This is a genomic window from Uliginosibacterium sp. H1 (genome assembly GCF_036017065.1).
Lineage (GTDB): Bacteria > Pseudomonadota > Gammaproteobacteria > Burkholderiales > Rhodocyclaceae > Uliginosibacterium.
In genome coordinates, this window is the sequence record NZ_JAYXHR010000001.1 from 1,973,121 (window position 1) to 1,995,095 (window position 21,975).

The following is a 21,975-nucleotide window of genomic DNA, read 5'->3' on the forward strand; positions in this document are numbered from 1 at the left end:
CTCCTCGCCGCAACCCGCTTGGCGTACAAGGCTTAGGCTGGCTTCACTGGACACAACCGCCTGCCGGCCCCTACCCCCGGAGAATGCCCCATGAAGATCGACAGCCCCCGCTTTGGCAGCCTGGAAGTCGAAGCAGACAAGCTCATCAACTTTCCCGCAGGCCTGCCCGGCCTGGAGGACTGCAAGCGCTTCACCCTGATCGAGGTCGGCGACAAGCTGCCGGTCCTGGCCGTGCTGCAGAGCGCCGATCAGCCTGACGTCGCCTTCTCCGTGACCAGCCCGGACGTGCTGGGCCTGCAGTACGAGCTCACGCTCAACGAGGAAGAAGAGGAACTGCTGCGCACCGACACCCCGGATGACATCACGGTGCTGCTGATCCTGCGCAACGAAGAGACGCCGCATCGCCGCCAGGGCGACCTGTCCGTGAAGGCCAACCTGATGGCGCCGCTCGTCATCAACACGGCGAGTCGCATCGGCCTGCAGAAGATCATCGGCAAGCTAGGCTGCGACGTCACGCTGCGCGCCGCCGAGTAGGTCAGGCGCATCCCGCCGGCCGGCACCGCGTGTCGGCCTACAATGGAGGCTCGCAACAAGGAGTCCTCCATGACCAAGCAGATCATCGCCACCCCAGCGGCTCCAGCCGCCATTGGCACTTACTCCCAGGCAGTACGCGCCGGCAATACCGTCTACCTCTCCGGCCAGATCGGCCTGGATCCGCAGACCATGACGCTGGCCGAGGGCTTCGAAGCCCAGGCCGTGCGCGTGTTCGAGAATCTCAAAACCGTGGCAGAGGCCGCCGGCGCCTCGCTGGCCGACGCGGTCAAGTTCAACCTGTACCTGACCGATCTCGGCAATTTCGCGCAGCTCAACGAGATCATGGCGCGCTATGTCAGCGCCCCTTTGCCGGCTCGCGCAGCCGTCGGCGTGGCAGCGCTGCCACGCGGTGCGCTGGTGGAAGCAGATGCGGTACTCGTCACAGGCTGAGTAGTCGCCCCCTCAGGCGACAGCCCATAAAAAAGCCCGGCCGAAGCCGGGCTTTTTGCTGTCAGGCGATGCCTGGCTTACAGACGGCCGGCACCAGCCTTCGCCTTGGCCGTGGCCTTCACCTGGTTGCTGGGCAACAGGGTGTAGTTGTAAGTCTGCGACGGCACCCAGATGGTGTTGGTGTCCACCAGCGCCGGCTTGCCTTGCGTCACTGCCGTTGCCTGGGCTGCAGCCGTGATGCTGCGCGGCTGACCGTTCAGGATCGTGCCGGAGTCGTAGAAGTAGGTGTATTGCGTCACACCACCCACGGCTGCGTTCGCACCGTACCAGTTGAAGAACATGACGGAGTCATCCACCGTCACGCCTGCACCGCCCTTGATCTCGTACACGTTGTTCTCGGCATAGATCTTGGCGAAGTTACCGATACCGATACCGTAGAGGAAGCGGTTCTTCGGCATCGGCTGGTCGCTCATCGGCGCGTACTGACCCAGGTAGCCCGCGGTGCCGAAGAAGAAGTTGTTGTAGACGTGCACCTTGCCGAAACGCACGCGCGGCAGACGCTGGCCGGCGTTTTCGTACCAGTTGTTGGCAACGGTGATGGACAGCGCGCCCCAGCCGTTGGCGGCGGTGGCGGTGTTGGAGCTGCCCAGCAGGTTGGTCTTGTCGTGGTTCTCGAACACGTTGGACGAGATGGTCACGAAGTCCGAGGTGCCGGTGACGTCGACAGCGCCGTCGTGGCGGACCACCAGGTAGTCCACGCCGCGGTGCGGCGCTTCGAACACGGACGGGTACTTCCAGTCATCGCGGCCACCGTCGTCGAAGGTGCAGTGGTCAACCCACACGTTCTTCGAGTTGTGGATGGCAACCATGTCGAACTCGGTGTTCCAGCGGCCGCCCGGGCACTTCTGCGGGCCGGTGCTGGCATCCACGTAAGTGGCCTGGCAGCCGGGCGAAGCCGGGGTGGTCAGCGAGAACGAGTCGGTCGGATCCCATTCCGGGAAATGGTCGAAGGCATCTTCGAAGGTGATGTTGCGGATCACCACATTGGTCTTGCCATCGACACGCAGCGTGCCGTTGATGATGCGGGCGTCGCTACCCACACCGATGATCGAGGTGTTGGAGCCGACCGGGATCACGATGACCGCAGCCTGATTGGCCGACGAACGCTTGCGGGCGTCTTCAATCGGGCCGGAGGGCAGCAGCGGACGATTGGTCGTGGCGTTCCAGTTGGCGGGGTTGGCGGTCCACACGCTGGGCTTGTAGGCTGCAACGTAGGCGTCGAAGTCGTAGCCCGGATCCTTGAAGTGTTCGTACTTCAGTTCGCGGCCGCTGCCGTCGTGGGACAGGTTGATCTTGCCCTTGACGTAGATAATCTTCTTGGTGGCGTCCGGACCGGCTGCCGAGGTGAAGGTACCGTTGGCGGCGATGACTGCATCCGGCATCAGGGCCTTGATCAGTTGCGCGCGGGTGGTGACGGTGTAGGTCTGCGCAGCAGCCGCGCCGTGACCGCCGGTAGTGCCGCCATTCGTGGCTGCCCAGCCATAGGCACCCAACGAGTCGGGCGTCTTGGCCGCGAAAGCGCTGGTTGCCGCCAGCGCCATGGCTGCCACCATCGGCGCGAGCATGAAGCGTTGAACTTTCTTGTGCATCTTATGTGTCCCCCAGAAGAAGGTGTACGTCAGTTACCACTACGAGATGGATGGACAGGCCTGGCCGTCTCTGAGCCCACGCACTGTCCACGCTGACTGCCACTTCCAGACTCCGGTGTTCCTCAACCTGAAAAGGTTTGTGCAGTGCAGGAGTCCGGCGCTTCGCCAGCTTTGGCAAAACGCCGGGCGATTCTGGCGAGGCCAATTGGGTTGCGCAACGTACAAATGTGCGGAGAATCACGCAGTCTTACAACTAACTGACGACCGGCAGCGAATCCCAGAACCAGCGGCAACAGGTATGGCAGTTGGATTCCGTAAAGAGTTGTGGTGTCGTATATGCCTTTGCTGTAGCGCGCTGTTGCGCTGAAATAGCGACCTGCGCAGCGGCCCGGATTGCCGCTCTCCCGATACCGGTCACACGCCTCCACTCCGTCCGCCTTGAGCGCTCCCGCCGCCAAACCCGCCTCGGCTCTCGCTGGCCGTCTTGCCAAGCTCGGCGTCTTCAACGACAGCGACCTGCTGCTGCACATGCCGCTGCGCTACGAGGACGAAACGCGCGTCACCCGCATTGCCGATGCACCACCTGGCGAGCCGGTGCAGGTCGAAGGCGAGGTGGAGCACAGCGAGATCGTCTTCCGCCCGCGGCGCACGCTGGTGGCACGCCTGCGGGACGACAGCGGCACGCTGACCCTGCGCTTCCTCAATTTCTATCCGGCGCAGCAGAAGCTGTTGACACCCGGCGCGCGCCTGCGCGCATTCGGCGAGGTGCGCACCGGCTTCTGGGGCGACGAGATGATCCATCCGCGCCTGCAGGCGACGGCTGCCGAGCAGCCGTTGCCGCAGGCGCTGACGCCGGTGTACCCCACCACCGCGGGGCTTGCGCAAAGCGCGCTGCGCAAGCTCGTTGCGCGGGCGCTGGAGCGTGCCGGCGCGCGGGGCGACCTGGGTGACCTGCTGCCGGAGGACATCCGCGCCCACGCGCGCCTGCCGGGGTGGGAGCGCAGCCTGCGCTTCCTGCACCAGCCGCCACCCGAGGCGCGCCTGGACAGCCTGGAAGACCGTAGCCACCCGGCCTGGCGCCGCATCAAGTTCGACGAACTGCTGGTGCAGCAGTTGTCGCTGCGCAGGGCCTGGGAAGAGCGCCGTCAGCATGGCGCGCCAGTGCTGCTGCCGCGCGGCCATCTGTGCTCCGGCCTGCTGGCGGGCCTTCCCTTCGCGCTGACCGGCGCACAGCGTCGCGCGGTGGACGAAATCGCCCGCGAACTTGCCCTGCCTTACCCCATGCAACGCCTGTTGCAGGGCGACGTGGGCAGCGGCAAGACCGTCGTGGCGGCGCTGGCGATGCTGCAGGCGGCCGAGAACGGCCATCAGGCGGCCTTGATGGCACCCACCGAAATCCTTGCCGAGCAGCATTACCGCAAGCTGGCGGACTGGCTCGCCCCGCTGGGCATCGAGGTCGCCTGGCTGTCGGGTTCGCAGAAGAAGCGCGAACGCGAGACGATGCGCGCGAAGCTCGCCAGCGGTGAAGCCCTGCTGGCTGTCGGCACCCATGCCCTGATCGAGGACGACGTCGCCCTGCATCGCCTCGGACTGGCGGTCGTGGACGAGCAGCACCGCTTCGGCGTGCGCCAGCGCCTCGCCCTGCGCGAGAAGACGATCGGCGGGCTGCCGCACATGCTGATGATGAGCGCCACGCCCATCCCGCGCACGCTGGCGATGAGCTACCTCGCCGACCTCGACGTCAGCACCCTGGACGAGCTGCCGCCGGGCCGCACGCCGATCGTCACCAAGCTCGTGGCCGACACGCGCCGCGACCAGGTGGTGGCCCGCGTGCGCGATGCCTGCCAGGAGGGCCGGCAGGCCTACTGGGTGTGCCCGCTGATCGAGGAAAGCGAAAGCCTGCAGTTGCAGACGGCCGTGGATACCTGCGAGCACCTGCGGGCCGAGCTGCCCGAACTGAAGGTCGGCCTCGTGCACGGCCGGCTGAAACCCGCGGAGAAGGCCGCCGTGATGGATGCCTTCGTCCGCAACGAATTGCAGCTGCTGGTGGCCACCACGGTCATCGAGGTAGGTGTGGACGTCCCCAATGCCAGCCTGATGGTGATCGAGCACGCGGAGCGCTTCGGCCTGGCGCAGCTGCACCAGTTGCGCGGCCGGGTGGGTCGCGGCGCGGCGGCGTCGAGCTGCGTGCTGCTGTATGCGACGCCCCTGTCGCAGAACGGCCGTGAGCGGCTGAAGGTCATCTACGAACACAGCGATGGCTTCGAGATCGCGCGGCGCGACCTGCAGTTGCGCGGGCCCGGCGAGTTCGTCGGCGCGCGCCAGAGCGGCGTGCCGCTGTTGCGCTACGCCGACCTGGAGGCCGACGTCGATCTGCTGGAACTGGCGCGCCAGGCGGCGGACGAGATGCTGCGCCACCATCCCCGCCAGGCCGAGGCCTTGCAGGCGCGCTGGTATGCCGGCCGCAGTGCCTACCTGAAGGCCTGATCGAAGGATTGATCGCCTGGAAGCATCAAGGCTTCAGTGCGCGTGCGATCGCCTGGTTGATCTGCTGCAGGGTGGCCGGCGGCACATGGCGGTTGCAGTAGAAGTAGCGCATCTCGCCCTCGGCGAGATCGGCCAGCTGCACGATGCGCACATCGGTCACCGGCGCCGGCAGGCCGCGCAGGGACAGCTCTGCTTCGTCCTCGTGCATCAGCACGAAGTCGATACGTCCCGCGCCCAGCAGCGCGACGAAATCCTCGTTGTCGCGCGAGAAGCCGAGGACATGGGCACGCGCAATCCGCAACTGGCGCCTCACGTAGTCGCTGTAGTGGAAACCGCTCTTCACGCCCCAGCGCGCCTCTGGCGCGGCAGCCCAGTCGAGCAGGCGCGGCGCGCGCTCCTCCTTGCGGAAGCCGTCGCGCACCAGGGCGACATAACGGCGCGACACGAAGAACGGCGAGCTGAAGACGCCGATGCGCGCCCGCTCCTCGTTGTGCACACGGCCGACTGCGCAGACCGGCACGGTGCCATGCTCGATCATCGACAACTGGCGCTGCACCGGCGCCGGCTTCAACTGGTAGCGCAGGCCGCTGGCCGCCAGCGCGCGCTGCGCGCGCACGCCCATCTCGCCGACCAGCTTGCCGTCCTGCACGTCGAGCAAGGGCGGACGGGGGTCGTACAGCATCACCAGCGGATCGGCGGCGTGGGCAGCCATCATGGCCACGGCCAGGAAGACGGTCGCGCAGAGCTTCCGGAAAACGTCGGCAACCGGCATACAGGGCATACGGCGACTCAGACCAGGCGGGCCACTTCGTAGCGCAGTGCGGCGCCACGATGGATCGCCAGCAGCAGGCTCGCCTCCTGCAACCCGAGGTCGCGCCACAGGGCTGCCGGCAGGTAGCCGATGATGATCCCGGCGGCCTCGTCGTCCTCGCAACCCAGGGCGATCTGCGCCGCGAGATGCACGAGGCCCGCACAGGTACCGGCGCCCTCCTGCATGGGGTCGGCGTAGTGGCGCAGGGCCTGGTGTACGCAGGACGGAAAGTGCCAGCGCCGGGCCAGCTCGGCGCCCACGGCGCAGTGGTCGAAACCGAGCAGGTCGTGCTCCGCTGCGACCACCTCGCCCACCGGCATGCGGCGCCAGTCCCGCTCGATCCGCGCGATCACGTCGGGGTGGCCCAGCGCGATCAGCAACTGGCCGATGCGATGCATCAGGCCGGTGCTGTACGCCACCTCGCGTTGCACGCCGGCGGCCGGCGCCAGTTCGCCTGCCAGCCCGGCGGTGAGCAGCGCGTGCGTCCAGAAGGCGTTGAGGTTCATGCCCGGCACCCGCGACAACGCGCCCATCACGCCCGACGTGACCACCAGGGTGCGCAGTGCGTTGAGCCCGATCATGGCCACCGCGTCGTCGATCGAGCCGATGCGGCCACTGGAACCGTAGTAACTGGAATTGGCCAGCCGCAGCACGCGCGCGGACAGCGTCGGGTCCTGGCGCAGGTCTCGCGACAGGCTGCCGAGTTCGACGTTCTCGTCATTGAGACCGACTATCAGCGACTGTACGACCTTGGGCATGCTGGGCAGCGTGCCGAGGGCGTCGAAAAGGCGGTTCATCGTCATGAAGGTGCTGCAGAAAACCACGCGTTACATCTACGCGTTACATGCTAGCAGGCCATTGGCATGGCCGAACCGCCGACCTGCCGGATGGCGGGAGGCAGCTGCAACACCGCTTACCGGCCCGCTTTCCGGCCCGCATGCCTGCCACGACCCCGACAGGACAGCGGGCCGCATCGGTCGGGTGTATCGCCGGTTTGTAGGACAGCCTGTAGGACGATTCTTACGCCGCCTTCAGCACGCACCGATAGGGCGACCAGACCACGCCACGTAGATTGCAGCTCAGGTGGTCGCCCTGTGCGGCCCATTGAACGGTGGCCGGCAGCAAGGCGCCCGCGCCGGATGGCTCGTCCAACGGTTGCGAGAGGAGACAAAGCATGCTGGACTACACACTGACCTTCCTTGCACTTGCCGTGGTCGCAGGCCTGTTCGGGTTCGGGGGCGTCGCGGCAGGTGCCGAGAGCGTTTCCCAGATCCTGTTCGTGATCTTCCTGCTGCTGGCACTGATCAGCTTCGTGGTCGATCATCTGCAGGGGCGACCGCGGACTGACTCGAAGAATGACCCCCAACCGCAGTGATGCGGAAACTGCCCAGAGGTAACTGTCGTGATTCATGTCGGCATTGTGGATGACCACGAAATCGTTCGCGCAGGCTTCCGCGAACTCATCAACCGCGAGACGGACATCATCGTGTCCTTCGAGGCGCCTTCCGGCGACGACACCATCAAGCAGCTGCGCGAGGTGCGCTGCAACGTGCTGCTGCTGGACCTGTCGCTGCGCGGCGAGAACGGCGTGGACGTCCTGCGTTCGGTGCGCCAGCGCTTCCCGGACACGCAGGTGCTGGTGCTGTCCAGCTACCCCGAGGACCGCTACGCGATGGCGATGATCCGCAATGGCGCCTCCGGCTACCTGTGCAAGGACTGCGACGGCAGCGAGCTGCTGCGCGCGATCCGCACCGTGGCCAGCGGCCGTCGCTACCTGAGCGAAGCCGGCATGCAGCTGATGGCCGGCCAGATGCTCGGCGAAGTGACGCAGGCGCCGCACGACGCCCTGTCGGAGCGCGAGCTGCAGGTCTTCCTGCGCCTGGCGGCCGGTGAAAGCGTGTCCGAGGTGTCCAACCACCTCAACCTCAGCGTCAAGACGGTGAGCACCTATCGCTCCCGCGTGCTGGAGAAGCTGGACATCTCAAGCAATGCCGAAATGGCGGTCTACGCGCTGCGCCACGGCCTGATGACGGATGGAGCGCCGCACTGATGGAAAGCAGCACCCTGACGGCCTTGCGCGTCTTCCTGGTCGAAGATTCGCCCCTGCTGCGCCAGGTGCTGTCTGAAACGCTGTCCACGATTCCCGGCGTCCAGGTCATCGGCGCCGCCGACACGGAAAGCGAAGCACTGGACGAGCTGCAGGATTCGCCTGCCGACCTGGTGGTGGTGGATATCGAACTGCGCCACGGCAGCGGGCTGGGCGTGCTGAAAGCCCTGAAGACCGACCCCGGCCGCTTCCACGCGGTGCGCCCGGTCGTGCTGACCAATTTTGCCCACGCGACGATCCGCCACCGCTGCACTGAACTCGGTTGCCCGACCGTGTTCGACAAGTCGATGCAGGTGGATGACCTGATCCGCCACGTCGAGCAGCAACGCACGCAGCACCTGCGCACCTAGACGCACGCTTCCAGGCCTGGACCTGCTGAACGGCGCAGGTTGGCTCCTGCTTCCGCGCTCAGCGAGCCCGGTTCCTCAGCAAGTCCTTCCCGAAGTTCCTTCCCGCAGCGCCGCGTTCACACCGCCTCCACCGGCTGGACCGCGATGCACACCGTCAACGTGCAGCCCTGCCCCGGCGCGCTGACGACTTCCAGCGACCCTTCCAGCATGTCGGCACGATGGCGGATGCCGACCAGTCCGTGCCGCTTCGCGCTGATCGCTGCCGGGTCGAAGCCCTTTCCGTTGTCACTGATACGCAGGCACAAACGGCCATCGTCCAGCACGTCGAGGCTCATCACCACCTGGGTGGCCTGCGCATGCTTCTGGATGTTGGTCAGCGCCTCCTGCGCGATGCGGTAGAGCGCCAGCGCGGCCTCTTCGTCCACCAGGGGCAGGTCGGGGTCGGCCTGGAAATCCATGCCGATCTCCTTACGACGCTGGAAGTCGTCCGCGAGATCGCGCAAGGCCTCGGCCAGCCCCAGGCTGTCGAGCAGCGGCGGACGCAGGTCGTCAATGACGCGACGCTTGATCGCCACCCCTTCGCCCAGCCACTTCATCAGCCTTTCCAGGCGAGCGTCGAGCTGCTCGTCACCACGCCCCGCAAAGCTGCGCTGCAACCATGCGGCCTCCATGCGGGCGGCGGTCAGGATCGCGCCCAGTTCGTCGTGCAACTCGCGCGCCAGGCGGAACTTCTCTTCCTCCTCGACACGGCCGAGGTGGCGCGACAAGGCGGTGATCTCGCGCGTGCGCGCAGCGACCTCCACCTCCAGGCTGCTCTTCCGCTCGTTGAGGGCGGCGGTCAGTTGCTCACGCAAGCGCATCTGGCGTTCGGTCAGTAGCAGCACGAGGCCGACCAGCAGCGATGCGCCGATGCCGAAGCCCAGCACCGCGACGCGGGTCCGCTGCAGTTCCGACTGGGTCAGTGCGCGGGCCCGGGTGGCGGTGAGCAACAGGCTTTCACGCAGGGGCTCCAGGTCGGCACGCAGCTTGTCCATCACCGACCTGCCGGCGGCGATGTGCTCGGCCAGGGACTCACCCTCCATGGTGCGCAGGGCGATGGAGTTGCGCAGGATGGTCAGCTCATCGTCCACGAGCGCCTGGATGCGGCGCGCAACCACGCGCCCCGCTTCGTCCGGCACTGCCTCGACCAGCGCGGCCGCGGTGGGACGGATGGCGCTCACCGCCTCTTCATAGGGTTCCAGGTAACGCGGCTCGCCGGTCAACAGGAAGCCGCGCACGCCGGTCTCTGCATCCGTGAGGCCCTGGTTCAGGCGGCTGGCCAGCAGGCGCGCCTGCGCCACCTGGTCGACCTGCTCGATCGACCGCAGGCTGGTCTCCACGAAGCTCAGGCCACCCGCCACCATCATGACAATGGCAACGAAACCGGTGACGAATCCGAAGCGTAGCCAGGTGCGCGCGCTGAGGACCCCGAGGCTCTCAGCGATGGTCATGGTGCTCTTCATTGCGCTCCCCGAAATTGCCTTCCGGCCTGCCCGGAATGATGCACCCGCGGGAAGGTCCGGGGGTGCAGGAATAGTCTGACATGCCTTTCCGCTGGCTCCGACAGGGCGGGCAAGGGCCGCTCCTTAAGCTGGCGTCCATGCACTGGCCGTTCCGGTAAGTGCGGAAACGCAAACTTCCATCAGAAAAAAGGAGTCATGCCATGAAACTCATTTCCTCCCTCATCGCCGCCATGCTCATCGTGACCGGCTGTAACACCATCCAGGGCGCCGGCAAGGACGTCGAGCGCGGCGGCGAGAAGATCCAGAACGCGGCCGATCGCGCGAAGTAAGTCGAAAGCACGCCGCTGCCGAAAGCGGGGTAGCGCTTCGCCACCTCGCCTTTCGCCACCACCGGCCCCAACCCCAACCTACCGCACGGAGCTAGCCATGAACGGACCTGACACTCCCTCTTTGTCACCGGCACCGTCCGGCCCCTTCCTGTCCGACGTGTATGCGCTGCGCGAGCGCGCACGTGCGCACATCGAGCAGGGGCCGGTGACCGAAGACTATCCGCTGGAACCGCAACGCGCGGTCGCCATCCTCAACGTTGCGCTGGCGACCGAGCTGGTCTGCGTACTGCGCTACCGACTGCACTACTTCATGGCCGAAGGCATGCAGGCAGGCAGCGTCGCCGCCGAGTTCCTCGAACATTCCAACGAAGAACTGTCGCACGCCGACCTGCTGGCAGCCCGCATCGTCCAGCTGGGTGGCGAGCCCAACTTCGCCCCCGACACCTTGTCTGCGCAGAGCCACGCTGAATATGTACGCGCCACTTCGCTGCGCGACATGATCCGCGAGAACCTGATTGCCGAACGCATCGCGGTCGAAAGCTATCGCGAGATGATCGTATACTTCGGTGAAGACGATCCTGTCACCCGCAGGCTGCTCGAAGACATCCTCGCCACGGAAGAGAAACACGCCGACGAGTTGCGCAGCCTGTTCGCACAGTAAATCTTCACCCGCTTCCCGCAATAACAACAGAAGAGAGGAAAAACCATGCTCGGCGAATACGGCGGCATATTCGGAATCATCATCCTGGCCCTCGACATCTGGGCCATCCTGAAGATCGTCCAGAGCGGTGCGAGCACCGGCAACAAGGTGCTGTGGATCCTGCTGATCGTGCTGCTGCCGGTGATCGGCCTGATCATCTGGGCACTGGTCGGCCCGCGCAGCAGTAGCTGACGCGCACCGGAGCGAACGGCGTGTCAGCCCCCTTGCCACCAGGATCCGTGGTTGACGCGCTGCAGAGCACCGCAGCCGAACAGACGCCCCAGACGCCCGAACCCGAGTCAGCCACCCCGGTCCGCCACTGGGCGGTCACCGGGCTGTTCCTGCTGGCGCTGGTGGCCGGGTTGCACGCGGCCAAGCACGTCCTGCTGCCGGTGGTGCTGGCAATCCTGCTGTACTTCCTGCTGTCGCCGGCCGTGCGTGGCCTGCGACGTTCAGGCATTCCGGAGCCCGTCGGGGCAAGTGTCATCCTGCTGATGGCGGTGCTGATCTTCGGTGCCGGCCTGGCCACCCTGGCGCAGCCCGCCAGCGAATGGCTGCAACGCGCGCCGCAGGCGATGGCGGAAGCCGACCGCAAGCTGCGCACCATTAAGCAGACCGTCGTGGACGTGAAGCGCGCCACCGACAGGGTGGAGAAGCTCACGTCGCTGGACGGCAGCAGCACGCGCAACCCGGTGGTGGTCAAGGAAGCGCCCAAGCTCAGCGAGCTGATCATGAACAGCACGCACAAGTTCGTGCTGAGCACCTTCTCCACGCTGATGCTGACCTTCTTCCTGCTGGCCTCGGGGGATCTCTTCCTGCGCAAGATCATCGCCGTGTTGCCGCGCCTGCGCGACCGGCGCAGGGCCGTGGAGGTGGGGCGCACGATGCAGAAGGAGATCGGCCGCTACTTCCTGCTCATCAGCGCGATCAATCTCGGCCTCGGTTTCACGACCGCTGTGTTGATGTACATCCTGGGCCTGCCCAATGCGGCGCTGTGGGGCGCCCTGGTCGCGGTGCTCAACTTCGTGCCCTACCTCGGGCCGTTGATGAGCCTGGGCGTGCTGACCGGCGCCGCCCTGCTGTCCTTCGACAGCCTGGACATGATCTGGCCCGTGCCGCTGTCCTTCGCCATCCTGGCCCTCGTCGAAGGGCAGTTCCTGCAGCCCGTGCTGGCGGGGCACACGATGGCCCTCAACCCGGTGTTCATCTTCATCAGCTTCCTGTTCTGGGGCTGGCTGTGGGGCCTGCCCGGCATGCTGATCGCCGTGCCCATCCTCATCGTGCTCAAGGTGATGTGCAATCACCTGCCGGGCCTGGGCGGGCTCGGCCTCTTCCTCGACAAGCGCTAGGCCCGGCGCCGTTCCCGGCCTGCTGCAAAGAGTTGGTTTCCCCCGCCGCCACAGGCGGGTAGAATGCCCGGTTTTTCAATCGCTTAAGCCGCAGCCATGACCGCCCGCATTCTTGATGGCAACGCACTCGCCGCGCAGGTGCGCGAAGACATCGCGCAACAGGCCGCCGCCCTGATCGCACAGGGTGTGCAGCCCTGCCTCGCCGTGATCCTGGTTGGCGACAACCCGGCCTCCGCCGTGTACGTGCGCAACAAGGTGGCCGCCTGCGAGAAGGCCGGCTTCCGTTCGCTGAAGTTCGACTACCCGGCCGACGTGTCGCCCGAAGTCGTGCTGGCGAAGATCGACGAACTGAACCGCGACCCGCTGGTGCACGGCATCCTCGTGCAACTGCCGCTGCCGAAGCAGTTCAACGAAGAAGAAGTGCTGGAAGCGATCTCGCCCGCCAAGGACGTCGACGGCTTCCACGCCGAGAACTTCGGTCTGCTGCTGCAAGGCCGCAAGAGCTTCTACCCGTGCACGCCCTGGGGCGTCATGAAGATGCTGGAAGTCGGTGGCGTGTCGCTGAAGGGTGCCGAGGCCGTGGTCATCGGCCGCAGCAACATCGTCGGCAAGCCGATGGCGGTCATGCTGCTGTCGCAGGGTGCCACCGTCACGGTGTGCCACTCGCAGACGCGCGACCTCGCCTTCCACACGAAACGCGCCGACATCGTGGTGGCCGCGGTGGGCAAGCCGAAGTTCGTCACCGGCGACATGATCAAGCCGGGCGCCACCGTCATCGACGTGGGCATCAACCGCCTGCCTGATGGAAAACTGTGCGGTGACGTGGACTTCGAGTCCGCCAAGGAAGTCGCCGGCCTGATCACCCCGGTACCCGGTGGCGTCGGCCCGATGACCATCACCATGCTGCTGTCGAACACCCTCGAATCCGCACGCCGCGCCGCGGCCCACTTCCAGAGCACGCCATGAGCAACGTTTCGTCTTCGCCGCTGGTCGGCATCATCATGGGCTCCAACTCGGACTGGCCCACGCTGCAGGCCGCTGCGAAGCTGCTGGAAGAGTTCGGCGTGCCTTTCGAAGCGCGCGTCGTGTCCGCCCACCGCACGCCGGACCTGATGTTCGAGTACGCCGAGAACGCCCGCGGACGCGGCCTCAAGGCCATCATCGCCGGCGCGGGTGGTGCCGCCCACCTGCCGGGCATGGTCGCCGCCAAGACGACGCTGCCGGTGCTGGGCGTGCCCGTGCAGAGCAAGGCGCTGTCGGGCCTGGATTCGCTGTATTCCATCGTGCAGATGCCCAAGGGCATCCCGGTCGCCACCTTCGCCATCGGCGAGGCCGGTGCTGCCAACGCGGCGCTGTTCGCCATCTCGCTGCTGGCCAACAACGATCCGGTGCTGGTGACGAAGCTGGAAGAATTCCGCACGCGTCAGACCCAGACCGTGCTGGACATGAAACTGGACTGACGCACTGCGCAGCCCGCCGGGCTGTGCGCTGCGATCCGCCCCCCTCTCCGCATTCACGCGCCACGGTGCATTGATGGCCGCTCAAGACAACACCACCAGCACATCCTCTTCGCCCATCCTGCCGCCCGCCACGCTGGGCATGCTCGGTGGCGGCCAGCTCGGCCGCTTCTTCGTGCTCGCGGCCCACGAGATGGGCTACAAGGTATGGGTGCTGGACCCGGACGCCAACAGCCCGGCCGGCATCGCCGCCGACCGCCACCTGAAGGCCGACTACGACGACCTCGGCGCGCTGGATGAACTGGCGGCGCACTGCGCCGCCATCACCACCGAGTTCGAGAACGTGCCCGCCGGCACGCTGGAATACCTCGCAAAGTTCCTGCCGGTGCGCCCCGGCGCGGATGCCGTCGGCATCTGCCAGAACCGTGTCGCGGAGAAGATGTTCCTGCGCAACAGCGGCATCCCGCATGCCGACTTTGCCGCCATCAATACCGAACAGGACCTGCGCGACGCGCCGGCACACCTGTTCCCGGGCATCCTCAAGGTGGCCCGCTTCGGCTACGACGGCAAGGGGCAGGCGCGCGTCGCCAGCCGCGAAGAGGCGATCCACGCCTTCCACGGCTTCCGCAACGAAGCCTGCGTGCTGGAAGAGCTGGTCAAGCTGGATTACGAAGTGTCCGTCGTGCTGGCCCGCGACGAGCAGGGCAACACGCGCTGCTTCCCGGTCGCCGAGAACATCCACGCGCGCGGCATCCTCGACGTGTCCATCGCGCCGGTGCGTGCCTCCAGCTGCCAGCAGGACAGCGTGCAGGAAATCGGCGAGCGCATCGCCGACAGGCTCGGCTTCGTCGGCACGCTGGGCGTGGAGTTCTTCGTATCGCGCGGCAAGCTGTACGTGAACGAGATGGCACCGCGCCCGCACAACAGCGGCCACTACACGGTGGATGCCTGCGTCACCAGCCAGTTCGAGCAGCAGGTACGCGCCCTGTGTGGCCTGCCGCTGGGTGAAGCCCGTGCGCACAGCGCCGCGGTGATGGTGAACCTGCTGGGCGACATCTGGTACGACGCCAGCCAGCCCGGCCCCGACAGCCACGGCGCCTACCGCGAACCGGACTGGTCGAAGCTGCTCGCCTTTCCGACGCTGAAGCTGCATCTCTACGGCAAGCACCACGCCCGCCCGGGCCGCAAGATGGGCCACTTCACGGTGGTGGACAGCGACCCGCAGCGCGCCTACGACGTGGCGATGGCCGCCCGCGCCGCCGTCGGCATCCGCGACGAGTGAGCCGTCGCCACCGCCCATGATCGTCACGCCCGACGCCGACCACATCGCCCGCGCCGCCGCCCTGCTGCGTGCCGGCGAACTGGTGGCCCTGCCCACCGAGACGGTGTACGGCCTCGGGGCGGACGCAGGCAACCCGGCCGCGGTGGCGAAGATCTTCGCCGCCAAGAACCGCCCGGCCGATCACCCGCTGATCGTGCACCTCGCCGACGCGGAAGCGCTGACACAGTGGGCGCGCGAGATCCCCAAAGAGGCCATCGCCCTGGCCCGCGCCTTCTGGCCGGGCCCGCTGACGCTGATCCTCAAGAAGGAAGAGGATGTGCCGCCCGAAGTCACCGGCGGCCAGGACACGGTGGGCCTGCGCGTGCCGGACCATCCTGTCGCACTGGCGCTGCTGCGTGCCTTCGGCGGCGGCGTGGCCGCCCCGTCGGCCAACCGCTTCGGCCGCATCAGCCCGACCACTGCCCGGCATGTATTCGACGAACTGGGCGAATCGGTCGCCCTGGTGCTTGACGGCGGCGCATGCCAGGTGGGTATCGAATCCACCATCCTCGACCTGTCGCGTGGCGAACCGGTGATCCTGCGTCCCGGCATGATCGGCGTGGACGCCATCGCCGCGGTGATCGGCCGCCGCCCGCGCATGCCGCAGCGACAGGAAGACGCGCCACGTGTCTCCGGCGCCCTCGCCGCACACTACGCACCCAGCACGCCGATGAAGATGGTCGATGCGCTGGCGCTGCTGTCCGCGCCGGCCGAGGCAGCGGTGCTGGCCCGGGAGGCGATGCGGCCACGTCACTTCACTGGCCGCTGGATCAACGCCCCGCAGGACGCCGCCGGCTTCGCTCACGACCTGTACGCCAACCTGCGCGCACTGGACGCCGCGGCAGCGGGCAGCATCCTCGTCGAGTCGCTGCCCGAGGACGGCGACTGGGATGCCTTGCGCGATCGCCTCGGCCGCGCCGTCGTGGGCTCCGGCGAGCAGGACGAAACCTGACTCACGCCTGATCCCCCGGGAAGCATCCGGGGGCCGACGAAACCTGTGGGTCGCGCTACAGTCACACCTGTACCGTCTCGATGGCGGAATGACCCCAACGGCATCATGGATCCCACCACCCGTCACAGTGCGCAGCGCTGGACCAGCGAACGCATCACCACCGTACAACGCTGGGCACCACACCAGTGGTCCCTGCGCATCACACGACCCGCCGACTTCCGCTTCCAGCCCGGGCACTACGCCAAGCTGGGCCTCGCCCTGCCGGACGGGCAGGAAGTGTGGCGGCCCTACTCCATCGTCTCCGCGCCGACGGAGGACGAGCTGGAATTCCTGCTGACCCTGGTGCCGGGCGGCGCCCTGACGCCAGCACTGGACGCGCTGGGCGTGGGCGATGAAGTGCGCTTCGAGCATCTCGCCATGGGCTTCTTCATCGAGACGCAGCTCGCCGCAGGCGATCGCCTGTGGATGCTGGCGACCGGCAGCGGGCTGGGGCCTTACGTCTCGATGCTGCGCGACGGTGCGGCACTGGCCCGCCACGGGCAGATCGTGCTGGTGCATAGCGTTCGATATGCCAATGAGCTGGCCTACGCCGACGAGTTCCGTGCGCTGGCCGATCGCCTTGCCGGCCGTCTGCATTACGTTCCGGTAGTGACCCGCGAGCCGCAGGCTGGTGGGCTGTCGCGGCGGATTCCGGCAATGATCGAGGACGGTGCGCTGGAAGCGCATGTCGGCATGCCGATGGACGCGCAGGGCAGTCGCGTGATGGTCTGCGGCAACCCGGATTTCACCACCGAGATGCGCCGCATCCTCAACGGCCGCAGCTTCGTGCCCTGCCGCCGCGGGCTGTCCGGCAGCATGCTGTTCGAGAAGTACTGGTAGCCCACACGGCTGCTGGCGCGCAAGAAAAAAGGCCGCAGATCGCTCTGCGGCCTTTCACCTTCTACGGCATTGCGACTCAGGCTTCCTGCACCACCTTGGCGGCGTGGAAGTGGCCGGCCTGGTAATCGCGCAGGGTCTGCTCGATCTCGGCACCGGTGTTCATCACGAACGGGCCGTACTGCGCGATCGGCTCGTTCAACGGCTTGCCGGCGATGAGGATCAGGCGGGCATCCTCCACCGCGCGCACGCTGATGCCATCCGCATCCGCCTCGTTGGCGAGGATCGCCATGTTCTGCACCGGCACGCCTTCGTTCTCGCGGCCGACGGTGACGCTGCCGCGATAGACATACACGAACGCGTTGCGGTCCGCCGGCACCACCTGCTCGAAGCTCGCCCCGGCGGGCAGATGCACGTCGAGGTACAGCGGCTCGGTGTCCGGGCGCTGGACGGCACCCTGCACGCCGTGGCTTTCACCCGCGATCACGCGCACCGTCACGCCGGCTTCCGTGGTGAGCTCGGGAATCGCCGAAGACGGAATGTCGCGGTAGGCCGGCCGCACCATCTTGTTCCTGGCAGGCAGGTTGACCCACAGCTGGAAGCCTTCCATCACGCCCTCTTCCTGCTCGGGCAGCTCGGAGTGGATCAGGCCGCTGCCGGCTGTCATCCACTGCACGCCACCGTTGGTGAGCAGGCCTTCGTGCCCGGCACTGTCGCGGTGGCGCATGCGGCCGGCGAGCATGTAGGTGACGGTCTCGAAGCCGCGGTGCGGGTGATCGGGGAAGCCGCCGATGTAGTCGCCCGGGTTGTCGCTGCCGAAGGCATCCAGCATCAGGAAGGGATCGAGCCGGCGCTGCAGCGGTTGTGTCAGCACGCGGGTGAGACGCACGCCGGCACCGTCCGAAGTCGGACGGCCGGTGACGCGGCGCTCGACGCGACGAGCGTTCTTCACTGTGTTGCTCACGATCTTGCTCATGGTGTTTCCCTTTCTGCGCCAACCCTTGTGGCGCCTTCCATGATGCGGCCAGCCCCATGCCGGCCGCGTCCGTTGCCTGCGGTAAGTGCTCAGGCGGCCACCGCCTCCACCACAGCCTCGATTTCCTGCCGCGCGGCGTCGAAGGCCTTCGTCACGGCCTCTTCACCCATGCCCAGCCCTTCGGCAAACACGAAGCGTACATCCGTCATGCCAAGGAAGCCGAGCATGGTCTTCAGGTAGGGCACGATGTGGTCGGTGGGCGTATCGCGGTACATGCCACCACGCGTCAAGGCCACGTAGACCTGCTTGTCCTTCAGCAGCCCCTCCGGCCCCTTGTCGGTGTACCGGAAGGTCACCTTGGCGCGCGAGATCGCATCGATCCAGGCCTTGAACTGCACCGACACCGAGAAGTTGTACATCGGCACGCCCAGCACCACGACATCCGCCGCCTGGATCTCGGCAATCGCCCCGTCGTCGATGGCGACGCGTGCAGTCTGCTCCGCACTGCGCTGCTCAGCGGGCGTGAACAGCGCCCCCAGCGCGGCTTCGTCGAGCACCGGCATCGGGTTGCGGGCCAGATCACGCAGCACGAAGCCTGCGGTCGGGTTCTGCGCACGCAGCCGGTCGGTGATGCTGTTGGCCAGGCGGGTGGACTGGGCGCCTTCGCTGCGGGCGCTGGCGTTGATCTGCAGGATGTTCATGGTCGCGGGTCCTTGTCGTTGAGACTGTGGGAGCGACTGTATTCCTTGCAATCCAGCACCAGAAGCCATACAAACAGATAAAATTGTTCCAATTTTGGAACACTGAACAGGAGCCGCCATGTCGGTACCGCTGGATGCCAACGACCTGCTGCTGTTTGCCCGCGTCGCGGACACGGGCAGTTTCAGCCGCGCCGCCGAACAACTGGGGCTGCCGAAGTCTACGGTGTCACGGCGCATCGCCGCGCTGGAGGCACAACTCGGCGAACGCCTGCTCACCCGCAGCACGCGTTACCTGGCGCTGACCGATTTCGGCCAGGGCGTGGCGAGCCACGCCCGCCGTCTGGCGGAGGAAGCGGACGCTGCCGCAGCCTTCGCGCAGGCCCGCCAGGAGACGCCGCGCGGGCTGCTCAAGGTGTCGCTGCCACCGTTCGCCGACCGCGACCTGGCGCATTTCCTGCGCGCGTTCACCGCCGCCTATCCACTGGTCCAGCTGCGCCTGGACATCTCCGCCCGCAACGTCGACCTGATTGCGGAACAGTTCGACGTGGTGATCCGCGTCGCGCGCCAACTGCCCGACGACGCCACGCTGGTGGCGCGTCGCCTGCGCGACCAGATAGCCGCCATCTACGCCAGCCCGGCCTACCTGGCCGGGCACGGCACGCCGGCGATGCCGGAAGAGCTGCTGCAGCACACGGCCATCCGGCTCGTCGCCGGCAACGGCGAAACACCGGCCTGGGTGCTCATTCGCGGCAAGGACACCTGGAATGGTCTGCCCGATGCCGGGCTCAGCTGCAACTCGATCGGCCTGATCGGCGAGATGGCGGTGGCTGGCGCCGGTCTCGCCAGCCTGCCCGATCACTACGCAGCCCCGCTCGTCACCAGCGGCCAGCTGGTGCGGGTGCTGCCGGACTGGCATTCGCCGGTGTCCTCCATCTGGGCGGTCATGCCCAGCCGGCGGCATATTCCATCGCGCACGCGGGCATTCATCGACGCGGTGGAGCAGCACCTGCTGCCGCGATGCGATGAGCTGCCCGGGCAGGACGCGCCAGCATTGCGCTGACGCTCCGCCCGCCAGGGATCAACGCGACTGCATGATCTTGATGACCGTATCGAGGTCCGCCGGATCGGTGATGTAGGTGGTGTAGAGCTTGGTCGCCGCGCCTTCGATGCCGGTCAGCGACATCTGCTTCTTCTCCACGATGGTCACGCCCGCCTTGCGCGCCGCATCCAGCGACTCCCGCTCCTTGGCCGCCCAGAGCTTGCCCATGAATTCGGCGGACGCCTCGGCCGCACTGGTCAGATGCGCCTGTTGCTGCGCACCCAGCCTGTCCCAGGCTTTCTTCGAGATCAACAGCACTTCCGGCACCATGGAGTGCTCATCCAGGCTGAGGTAGCGCGCGTACTTGTAATGCTCGCTACCCACATAGGACGGCAGGTTGTTCTCGGCCGCATCGATCTCGCCGTCGCGCAACGCCCCCACCACCTTGTCGTACGGCAGCGGTACCGGCGTCGCGCCCAGGCCGGTGATCAGATCCCTGTAGACCGGCGAGGGCTGCACGCGGACCCGCATGCCCTCGAAATCCTGGCGCGTGCGGATGGCCTTCTTCACGCTGTAGAAGCTGCGCGTGCCGCTATCGTAGAAAGTCAGCGCCACCGCGCCGGTCGCTTCCAGCTCGCGACCGAGGCGCTTGCCGAAGTCTCCCTTCAGGACCTTCCACATGTGCTCGCGCGAGCGGAACAGGTAAGGCAGGGACATCAGCTTGGCGGCCGGCACGGTATCCGCCAGCACGCCCATGTTGATACGGGCCATGTCCAACTCGCCTTTGCGCACCTTTTCCAGCACGGCGGACTCGGTCCCCAGCTCGCCACTGTGCTTGACGACGACCTGCCACTCGCCCTTGGTACGCTCCGCGAGCGATTTTGCGAGGAACTCCTGCGACTGCACCACCGGGTGATCCGGCTTGTGAACATCGGCCGTCACCAGCGTCGCCGCCAGCGATACGGCGCTCATCGAACCGAGCGCGATGACACCCCATATCCGCAGACAAACCGTTTGCGAAAACATCCCGAGAACCCTCCTAGATAGCTGAAACGCCACCCTCGATTGCCTCTCATGCATGCCAACCGGGGCGCCGGGCTGCAAGCACTTTGTCATATTGTTTGGTGGCCGCATTCTAGCCGCAGATTAGCGCCAGGCAATGACACGCTGCACCAAGTGCCGACCGCACCAGGTTGGCATTCAAACAGCAGCACCCTATAATCGGCAACTCGCGTGGGGGGGGTAGCTCAGCTGGGAGAGCGTCGCGTTCGCAATGCGAAGGTCGGGAGTTCGATCCTCCTCCTCTCCACCACACGAACAATTGGAAAGGGTTGGCACATGCCAACCCTTTTTTCTTTGTCGACCCCGACAACAAACATTGCTTCAAAACAAAAAAACGGCACCCGCGGGTGCCGTTTTTTCTGTCTGGACTCAGATCACACCTGGCGGCGCTTGCGCAGGCCTGCAAGTGCGGCCACCGACAGGCTCACCAGGAGAAGGCTGCCCGGTTCCGGCACCGTGCCACCGCTGGAGCTGCTGGACGAGGAAGACGAGGTGCTGTATTCGCCGAACAGGTACTTCACCTTGACGTTGTCGTCGCCCTGCGAGTAAGCCGCAGAACCGCCCAAGGGGTTGTAGGCGCCGAGCAGCCAGTGCTGGGAGCTGATCCCGCCAGCGTTCACCACGGTCTTGTTCGACTGCACATTCGAGTAGCTGTTGACCAGCACCCAGCCATTGGTCAGCAGGCTGCTGTAGGTCAGGCCGATCAGCTTGCTGCTGGGGATGGAGCCGTCCTGGTTCAGGGCGCCGGTATAGGCCAGCAGCGTGATGTCGGAATCACCAGACCACCAGCCCATCTGGACCGCGGTCAGCTGGATGGCGGACGTGAAGCTGAACAGCAGGGAGTCGTAGCGCTGGTTGTTGTCCAGCGAGTGCTCGGGGTTGGAGCCTTCCGAGGTGTCGATGATCTGACCGCTACGGGAGGTGGCGTCGTAGTTGGTCACGCCGAGCTCGCCCGGATTCGACGAATACACGCCGACATAGGCCTGCTCGATCGTCTGCAGGTTGCTGCGCGACGGGTTGGTCGCACCGTTGGCGGAATCGGTGCCGGTCCAGCTGTTGCCGCCGGTATTGGAATAGGCACGCGCCGTCACGTCGGGCGCCGAGCTCGGGCTGCCCGTCGAGGAGCAGGAGCCGTACAGGCTGTTGCCCACGCCGTTGGAGCAGCTGGAAGACGAGAACGACCACGAGACTTCGGCCGATGCAGGCATCGAGGCCATGAAGCCAAGCGCCACAGTCGCCGTCACGATGATTCGATTCATGAACATCTTGGACCTCTCACTCTTTGAATTCTTGCCGCAGGACGATTGCCTTGGCGGTCTGTCG

General features: G+C 66.4%; 24 protein-coding genes and 1 tRNA gene. 17 read left to right on the top strand and 8 right to left on the bottom strand.

Going from position 1 to position 21,975, the window contains the following annotated elements; genetic code table 11:
- Positions 1–90: 90 nt before the first annotated feature.
- Both fliW and VVD47_RS08920 read left to right on the top strand, forming a co-directional pair.
- The gene (gene fliW, locus VVD47_RS08915) at positions 91–534 is read left to right on the top strand and encodes a flagellar assembly protein FliW (RefSeq protein ID WP_327603053.1); all 444 of its coding nucleotides are present in this window, start codon (positions 91–93) and stop codon (positions 532–534) included.
- Between the two features lie 69 nt (positions 535–603).
- On the top strand, positions 604–984 hold the full coding sequence (locus VVD47_RS08920) for a Rid family detoxifying hydrolase (RefSeq protein WP_327603054.1): 381 nt from the start codon (positions 604–606) through the stop codon (positions 982–984).
- Positions 985–1,061: 77 nt separating this feature from the next.
- Here VVD47_RS08920 and VVD47_RS08925 read toward each other — a convergent pair whose 3' ends face one another.
- Positions 1,062–2,633, bottom strand: coding sequence for a pectate lyase family protein (locus tag VVD47_RS08925; protein WP_327603055.1), 1,572 nt, complete (start codon positions 2,631–2,633; stop codon positions 1,062–1,064).
- Positions 2,634–3,071: 438 nt separating this feature from the next.
- On the opposite strand from VVD47_RS08925, the gene recG reads away from it, so the two are divergent.
- Positions 3,072–5,120, top strand: a complete 2,049-nt coding sequence (gene recG, locus VVD47_RS08930) for an ATP-dependent DNA helicase RecG (RefSeq protein ID WP_327603056.1) — start codon at positions 3,072–3,074, stop codon at positions 5,118–5,120.
- A gap of 25 nt (positions 5,121–5,145) precedes the next feature.
- On the opposite strand, the gene VVD47_RS08935 is transcribed toward recG, so the two are convergent.
- Both VVD47_RS08935 and VVD47_RS08940 read right to left on the bottom strand, forming a co-directional pair.
- Complete coding sequence (locus VVD47_RS08935) at positions 5,146–5,835, bottom strand: transporter substrate-binding domain-containing protein (RefSeq protein ID WP_327603057.1); 690 nt, start codon at positions 5,833–5,835, stop codon at positions 5,146–5,148.
- Between the two features lie 74 nt (positions 5,836–5,909).
- Positions 5,910–6,734 (bottom strand): HDOD domain-containing protein, encoded by an 825-nt coding sequence (locus VVD47_RS08940; protein WP_327603058.1) that lies wholly within the window; start codon positions 6,732–6,734, stop codon positions 5,910–5,912.
- 371 nt (positions 6,735–7,105) lie between these two features.
- Between VVD47_RS08940 and VVD47_RS08945 the strand changes: the two genes are divergently transcribed.
- Genes VVD47_RS08945 through VVD47_RS08955 form a run of 3 tightly spaced genes read left to right on the top strand, consistent with a single transcriptional unit; the run spans position 7,106 to position 8,388 of the window.
- The gene (locus tag VVD47_RS08945; protein ID WP_327603059.1) at positions 7,106–7,306 is read left to right on the top strand and encodes a DUF1328 domain-containing protein; all 201 of its coding nucleotides are present in this window, start codon (positions 7,106–7,108) and stop codon (positions 7,304–7,306) included.
- A 27-nt stretch (positions 7,307–7,333) separates the two neighbouring features.
- Positions 7,334–7,981, top strand: coding sequence for a response regulator transcription factor (locus tag VVD47_RS08950; RefSeq protein ID WP_327603060.1), 648 nt, complete (start codon positions 7,334–7,336; stop codon positions 7,979–7,981).
- Positions 7,981–8,388: a response regulator gene (locus VVD47_RS08955; protein ID WP_327603061.1), complete on the top strand. Its 408-nt coding sequence runs from the start codon at positions 7,981–7,983 to the stop codon at positions 8,386–8,388. The genes VVD47_RS08950 and VVD47_RS08955 overlap by 1 nt, the downstream gene beginning before the upstream one ends.
- A 116-nt stretch (positions 8,389–8,504) precedes the next feature.
- Here the strand turns inward: VVD47_RS08955 and VVD47_RS08960 are convergent, their stop codons facing one another.
- The gene (locus VVD47_RS08960) at positions 8,505–9,878 is read right to left on the bottom strand and encodes a CHASE3 domain-containing protein (RefSeq protein WP_327603062.1); all 1,374 of its coding nucleotides are present in this window, start codon (positions 9,876–9,878) and stop codon (positions 8,505–8,507) included.
- 212 nt (positions 9,879–10,090) lie between these two features.
- Here VVD47_RS08960 and VVD47_RS08965 point away from each other — a divergent pair, with 212 nt between their 5' ends.
- The 9 genes from VVD47_RS08965 to VVD47_RS09005 all read left to right on the top strand — a co-directional run bounded on the left by VVD47_RS08965 (position 10,091) and on the right by VVD47_RS09005 (position 16,877).
- Positions 10,091–10,219 carry an entericidin A/B family lipoprotein gene (locus VVD47_RS08965; protein ID WP_327603063.1) on the top strand — a complete coding sequence of 43 codons (129 nt, stop codon included), beginning with the start codon at positions 10,091–10,093 and terminating at the stop codon, positions 10,217–10,219.
- Between the two features lie 97 nt (positions 10,220–10,316).
- Complete coding sequence (locus tag VVD47_RS08970; RefSeq protein WP_327603064.1) at positions 10,317–10,880, top strand: ferritin-like domain-containing protein; 564 nt, start codon at positions 10,317–10,319, stop codon at positions 10,878–10,880.
- 45 nt (positions 10,881–10,925) lie between these two features.
- Positions 10,926–11,111 (top strand): PLDc N-terminal domain-containing protein, encoded by a 186-nt coding sequence (locus tag VVD47_RS08975; protein WP_327603065.1) that lies wholly within the window; start codon positions 10,926–10,928, stop codon positions 11,109–11,111.
- Positions 11,112–11,158: 47 nt separating this feature from the next.
- The gene (locus VVD47_RS08980; protein WP_327603066.1) at positions 11,159–12,268 is read left to right on the top strand and encodes an AI-2E family transporter; all 1,110 of its coding nucleotides are present in this window, start codon (positions 11,159–11,161) and stop codon (positions 12,266–12,268) included.
- Positions 12,269–12,364: 96 nt separating this feature from the next.
- Positions 12,365–13,234, top strand: coding sequence for a bifunctional methylenetetrahydrofolate dehydrogenase/methenyltetrahydrofolate cyclohydrolase FolD (gene folD, locus VVD47_RS08985; RefSeq protein WP_327603067.1), 870 nt, complete (start codon positions 12,365–12,367; stop codon positions 13,232–13,234).
- Positions 13,231–13,728, top strand: coding sequence for a 5-(carboxyamino)imidazole ribonucleotide mutase (purE, locus tag VVD47_RS08990; protein ID WP_327603068.1), 498 nt, complete (start codon positions 13,231–13,233; stop codon positions 13,726–13,728). Before folD ends, purE begins: the two co-directional genes overlap by 4 nt.
- Before the next feature lie 73 nt (positions 13,729–13,801).
- Positions 13,802–15,007: a 5-(carboxyamino)imidazole ribonucleotide synthase gene (locus VVD47_RS08995; RefSeq protein ID WP_327603069.1), complete on the top strand. Its 1,206-nt coding sequence runs from the start codon at positions 13,802–13,804 to the stop codon at positions 15,005–15,007.
- A gap of 16 nt (positions 15,008–15,023) precedes the next feature.
- On the top strand, positions 15,024–15,998 hold the full coding sequence (locus VVD47_RS09000; RefSeq protein ID WP_327603070.1) for an L-threonylcarbamoyladenylate synthase: 975 nt from the start codon (positions 15,024–15,026) through the stop codon (positions 15,996–15,998).
- A gap of 105 nt (positions 15,999–16,103) precedes the next feature.
- Positions 16,104–16,877, top strand: a complete 774-nt coding sequence (locus VVD47_RS09005; RefSeq protein ID WP_327603071.1) for a ferredoxin--NADP reductase — start codon at positions 16,104–16,106, stop codon at positions 16,875–16,877.
- A gap of 76 nt (positions 16,878–16,953) precedes the next feature.
- Here VVD47_RS09005 and VVD47_RS09010 read toward each other — a convergent pair whose 3' ends face one another.
- Together VVD47_RS09010 and VVD47_RS09015 are read right to left on the bottom strand one after the other, a co-directional pair.
- Positions 16,954–17,850, bottom strand: a complete 897-nt coding sequence (locus VVD47_RS09010) for a pirin family protein (RefSeq protein ID WP_327603072.1) — start codon at positions 17,848–17,850, stop codon at positions 16,954–16,956.
- Positions 17,851–17,939: 89 nt separating this feature from the next.
- A complete protein-coding gene (locus VVD47_RS09015) occupies positions 17,940–18,551 on the bottom strand; it encodes an FMN-dependent NADH-azoreductase (protein WP_327603073.1) in 612 nt (203 codons plus the stop codon).
- 118 nt (positions 18,552–18,669) lie between these two features.
- On the opposite strand from VVD47_RS09015, the gene VVD47_RS09020 reads away from it, so the two are divergent.
- Positions 18,670–19,611: a LysR family transcriptional regulator gene (locus VVD47_RS09020; protein ID WP_327603074.1), complete on the top strand. Its 942-nt coding sequence runs from the start codon at positions 18,670–18,672 to the stop codon at positions 19,609–19,611.
- A gap of 18 nt (positions 19,612–19,629) precedes the next feature.
- Here VVD47_RS09020 and dctP read toward each other — a convergent pair whose 3' ends face one another.
- Positions 19,630–20,562: a TRAP transporter substrate-binding protein DctP gene (gene dctP, locus VVD47_RS09025; protein WP_327603075.1), complete on the bottom strand. Its 933-nt coding sequence runs from the start codon at positions 20,560–20,562 to the stop codon at positions 19,630–19,632.
- 264 nt (positions 20,563–20,826) lie between these two features.
- Here dctP and VVD47_RS09030 point away from each other — a divergent pair.
- Positions 20,827–20,902: transfer RNA gene (locus tag VVD47_RS09030), tRNA-Ala, on the top strand.
- Positions 20,903–21,026: 124 nt separating this feature from the next.
- Here the strand turns inward: VVD47_RS09030 and xdp1 are convergent.
- Positions 21,027–21,911, bottom strand: a complete 885-nt coding sequence (gene xdp1, locus VVD47_RS09035; protein ID WP_327603076.1) for an exosortase-dependent surface protein XDP1 — start codon at positions 21,909–21,911, stop codon at positions 21,027–21,029.
- Positions 21,912–21,975 lie beyond the last annotated feature (64 nt).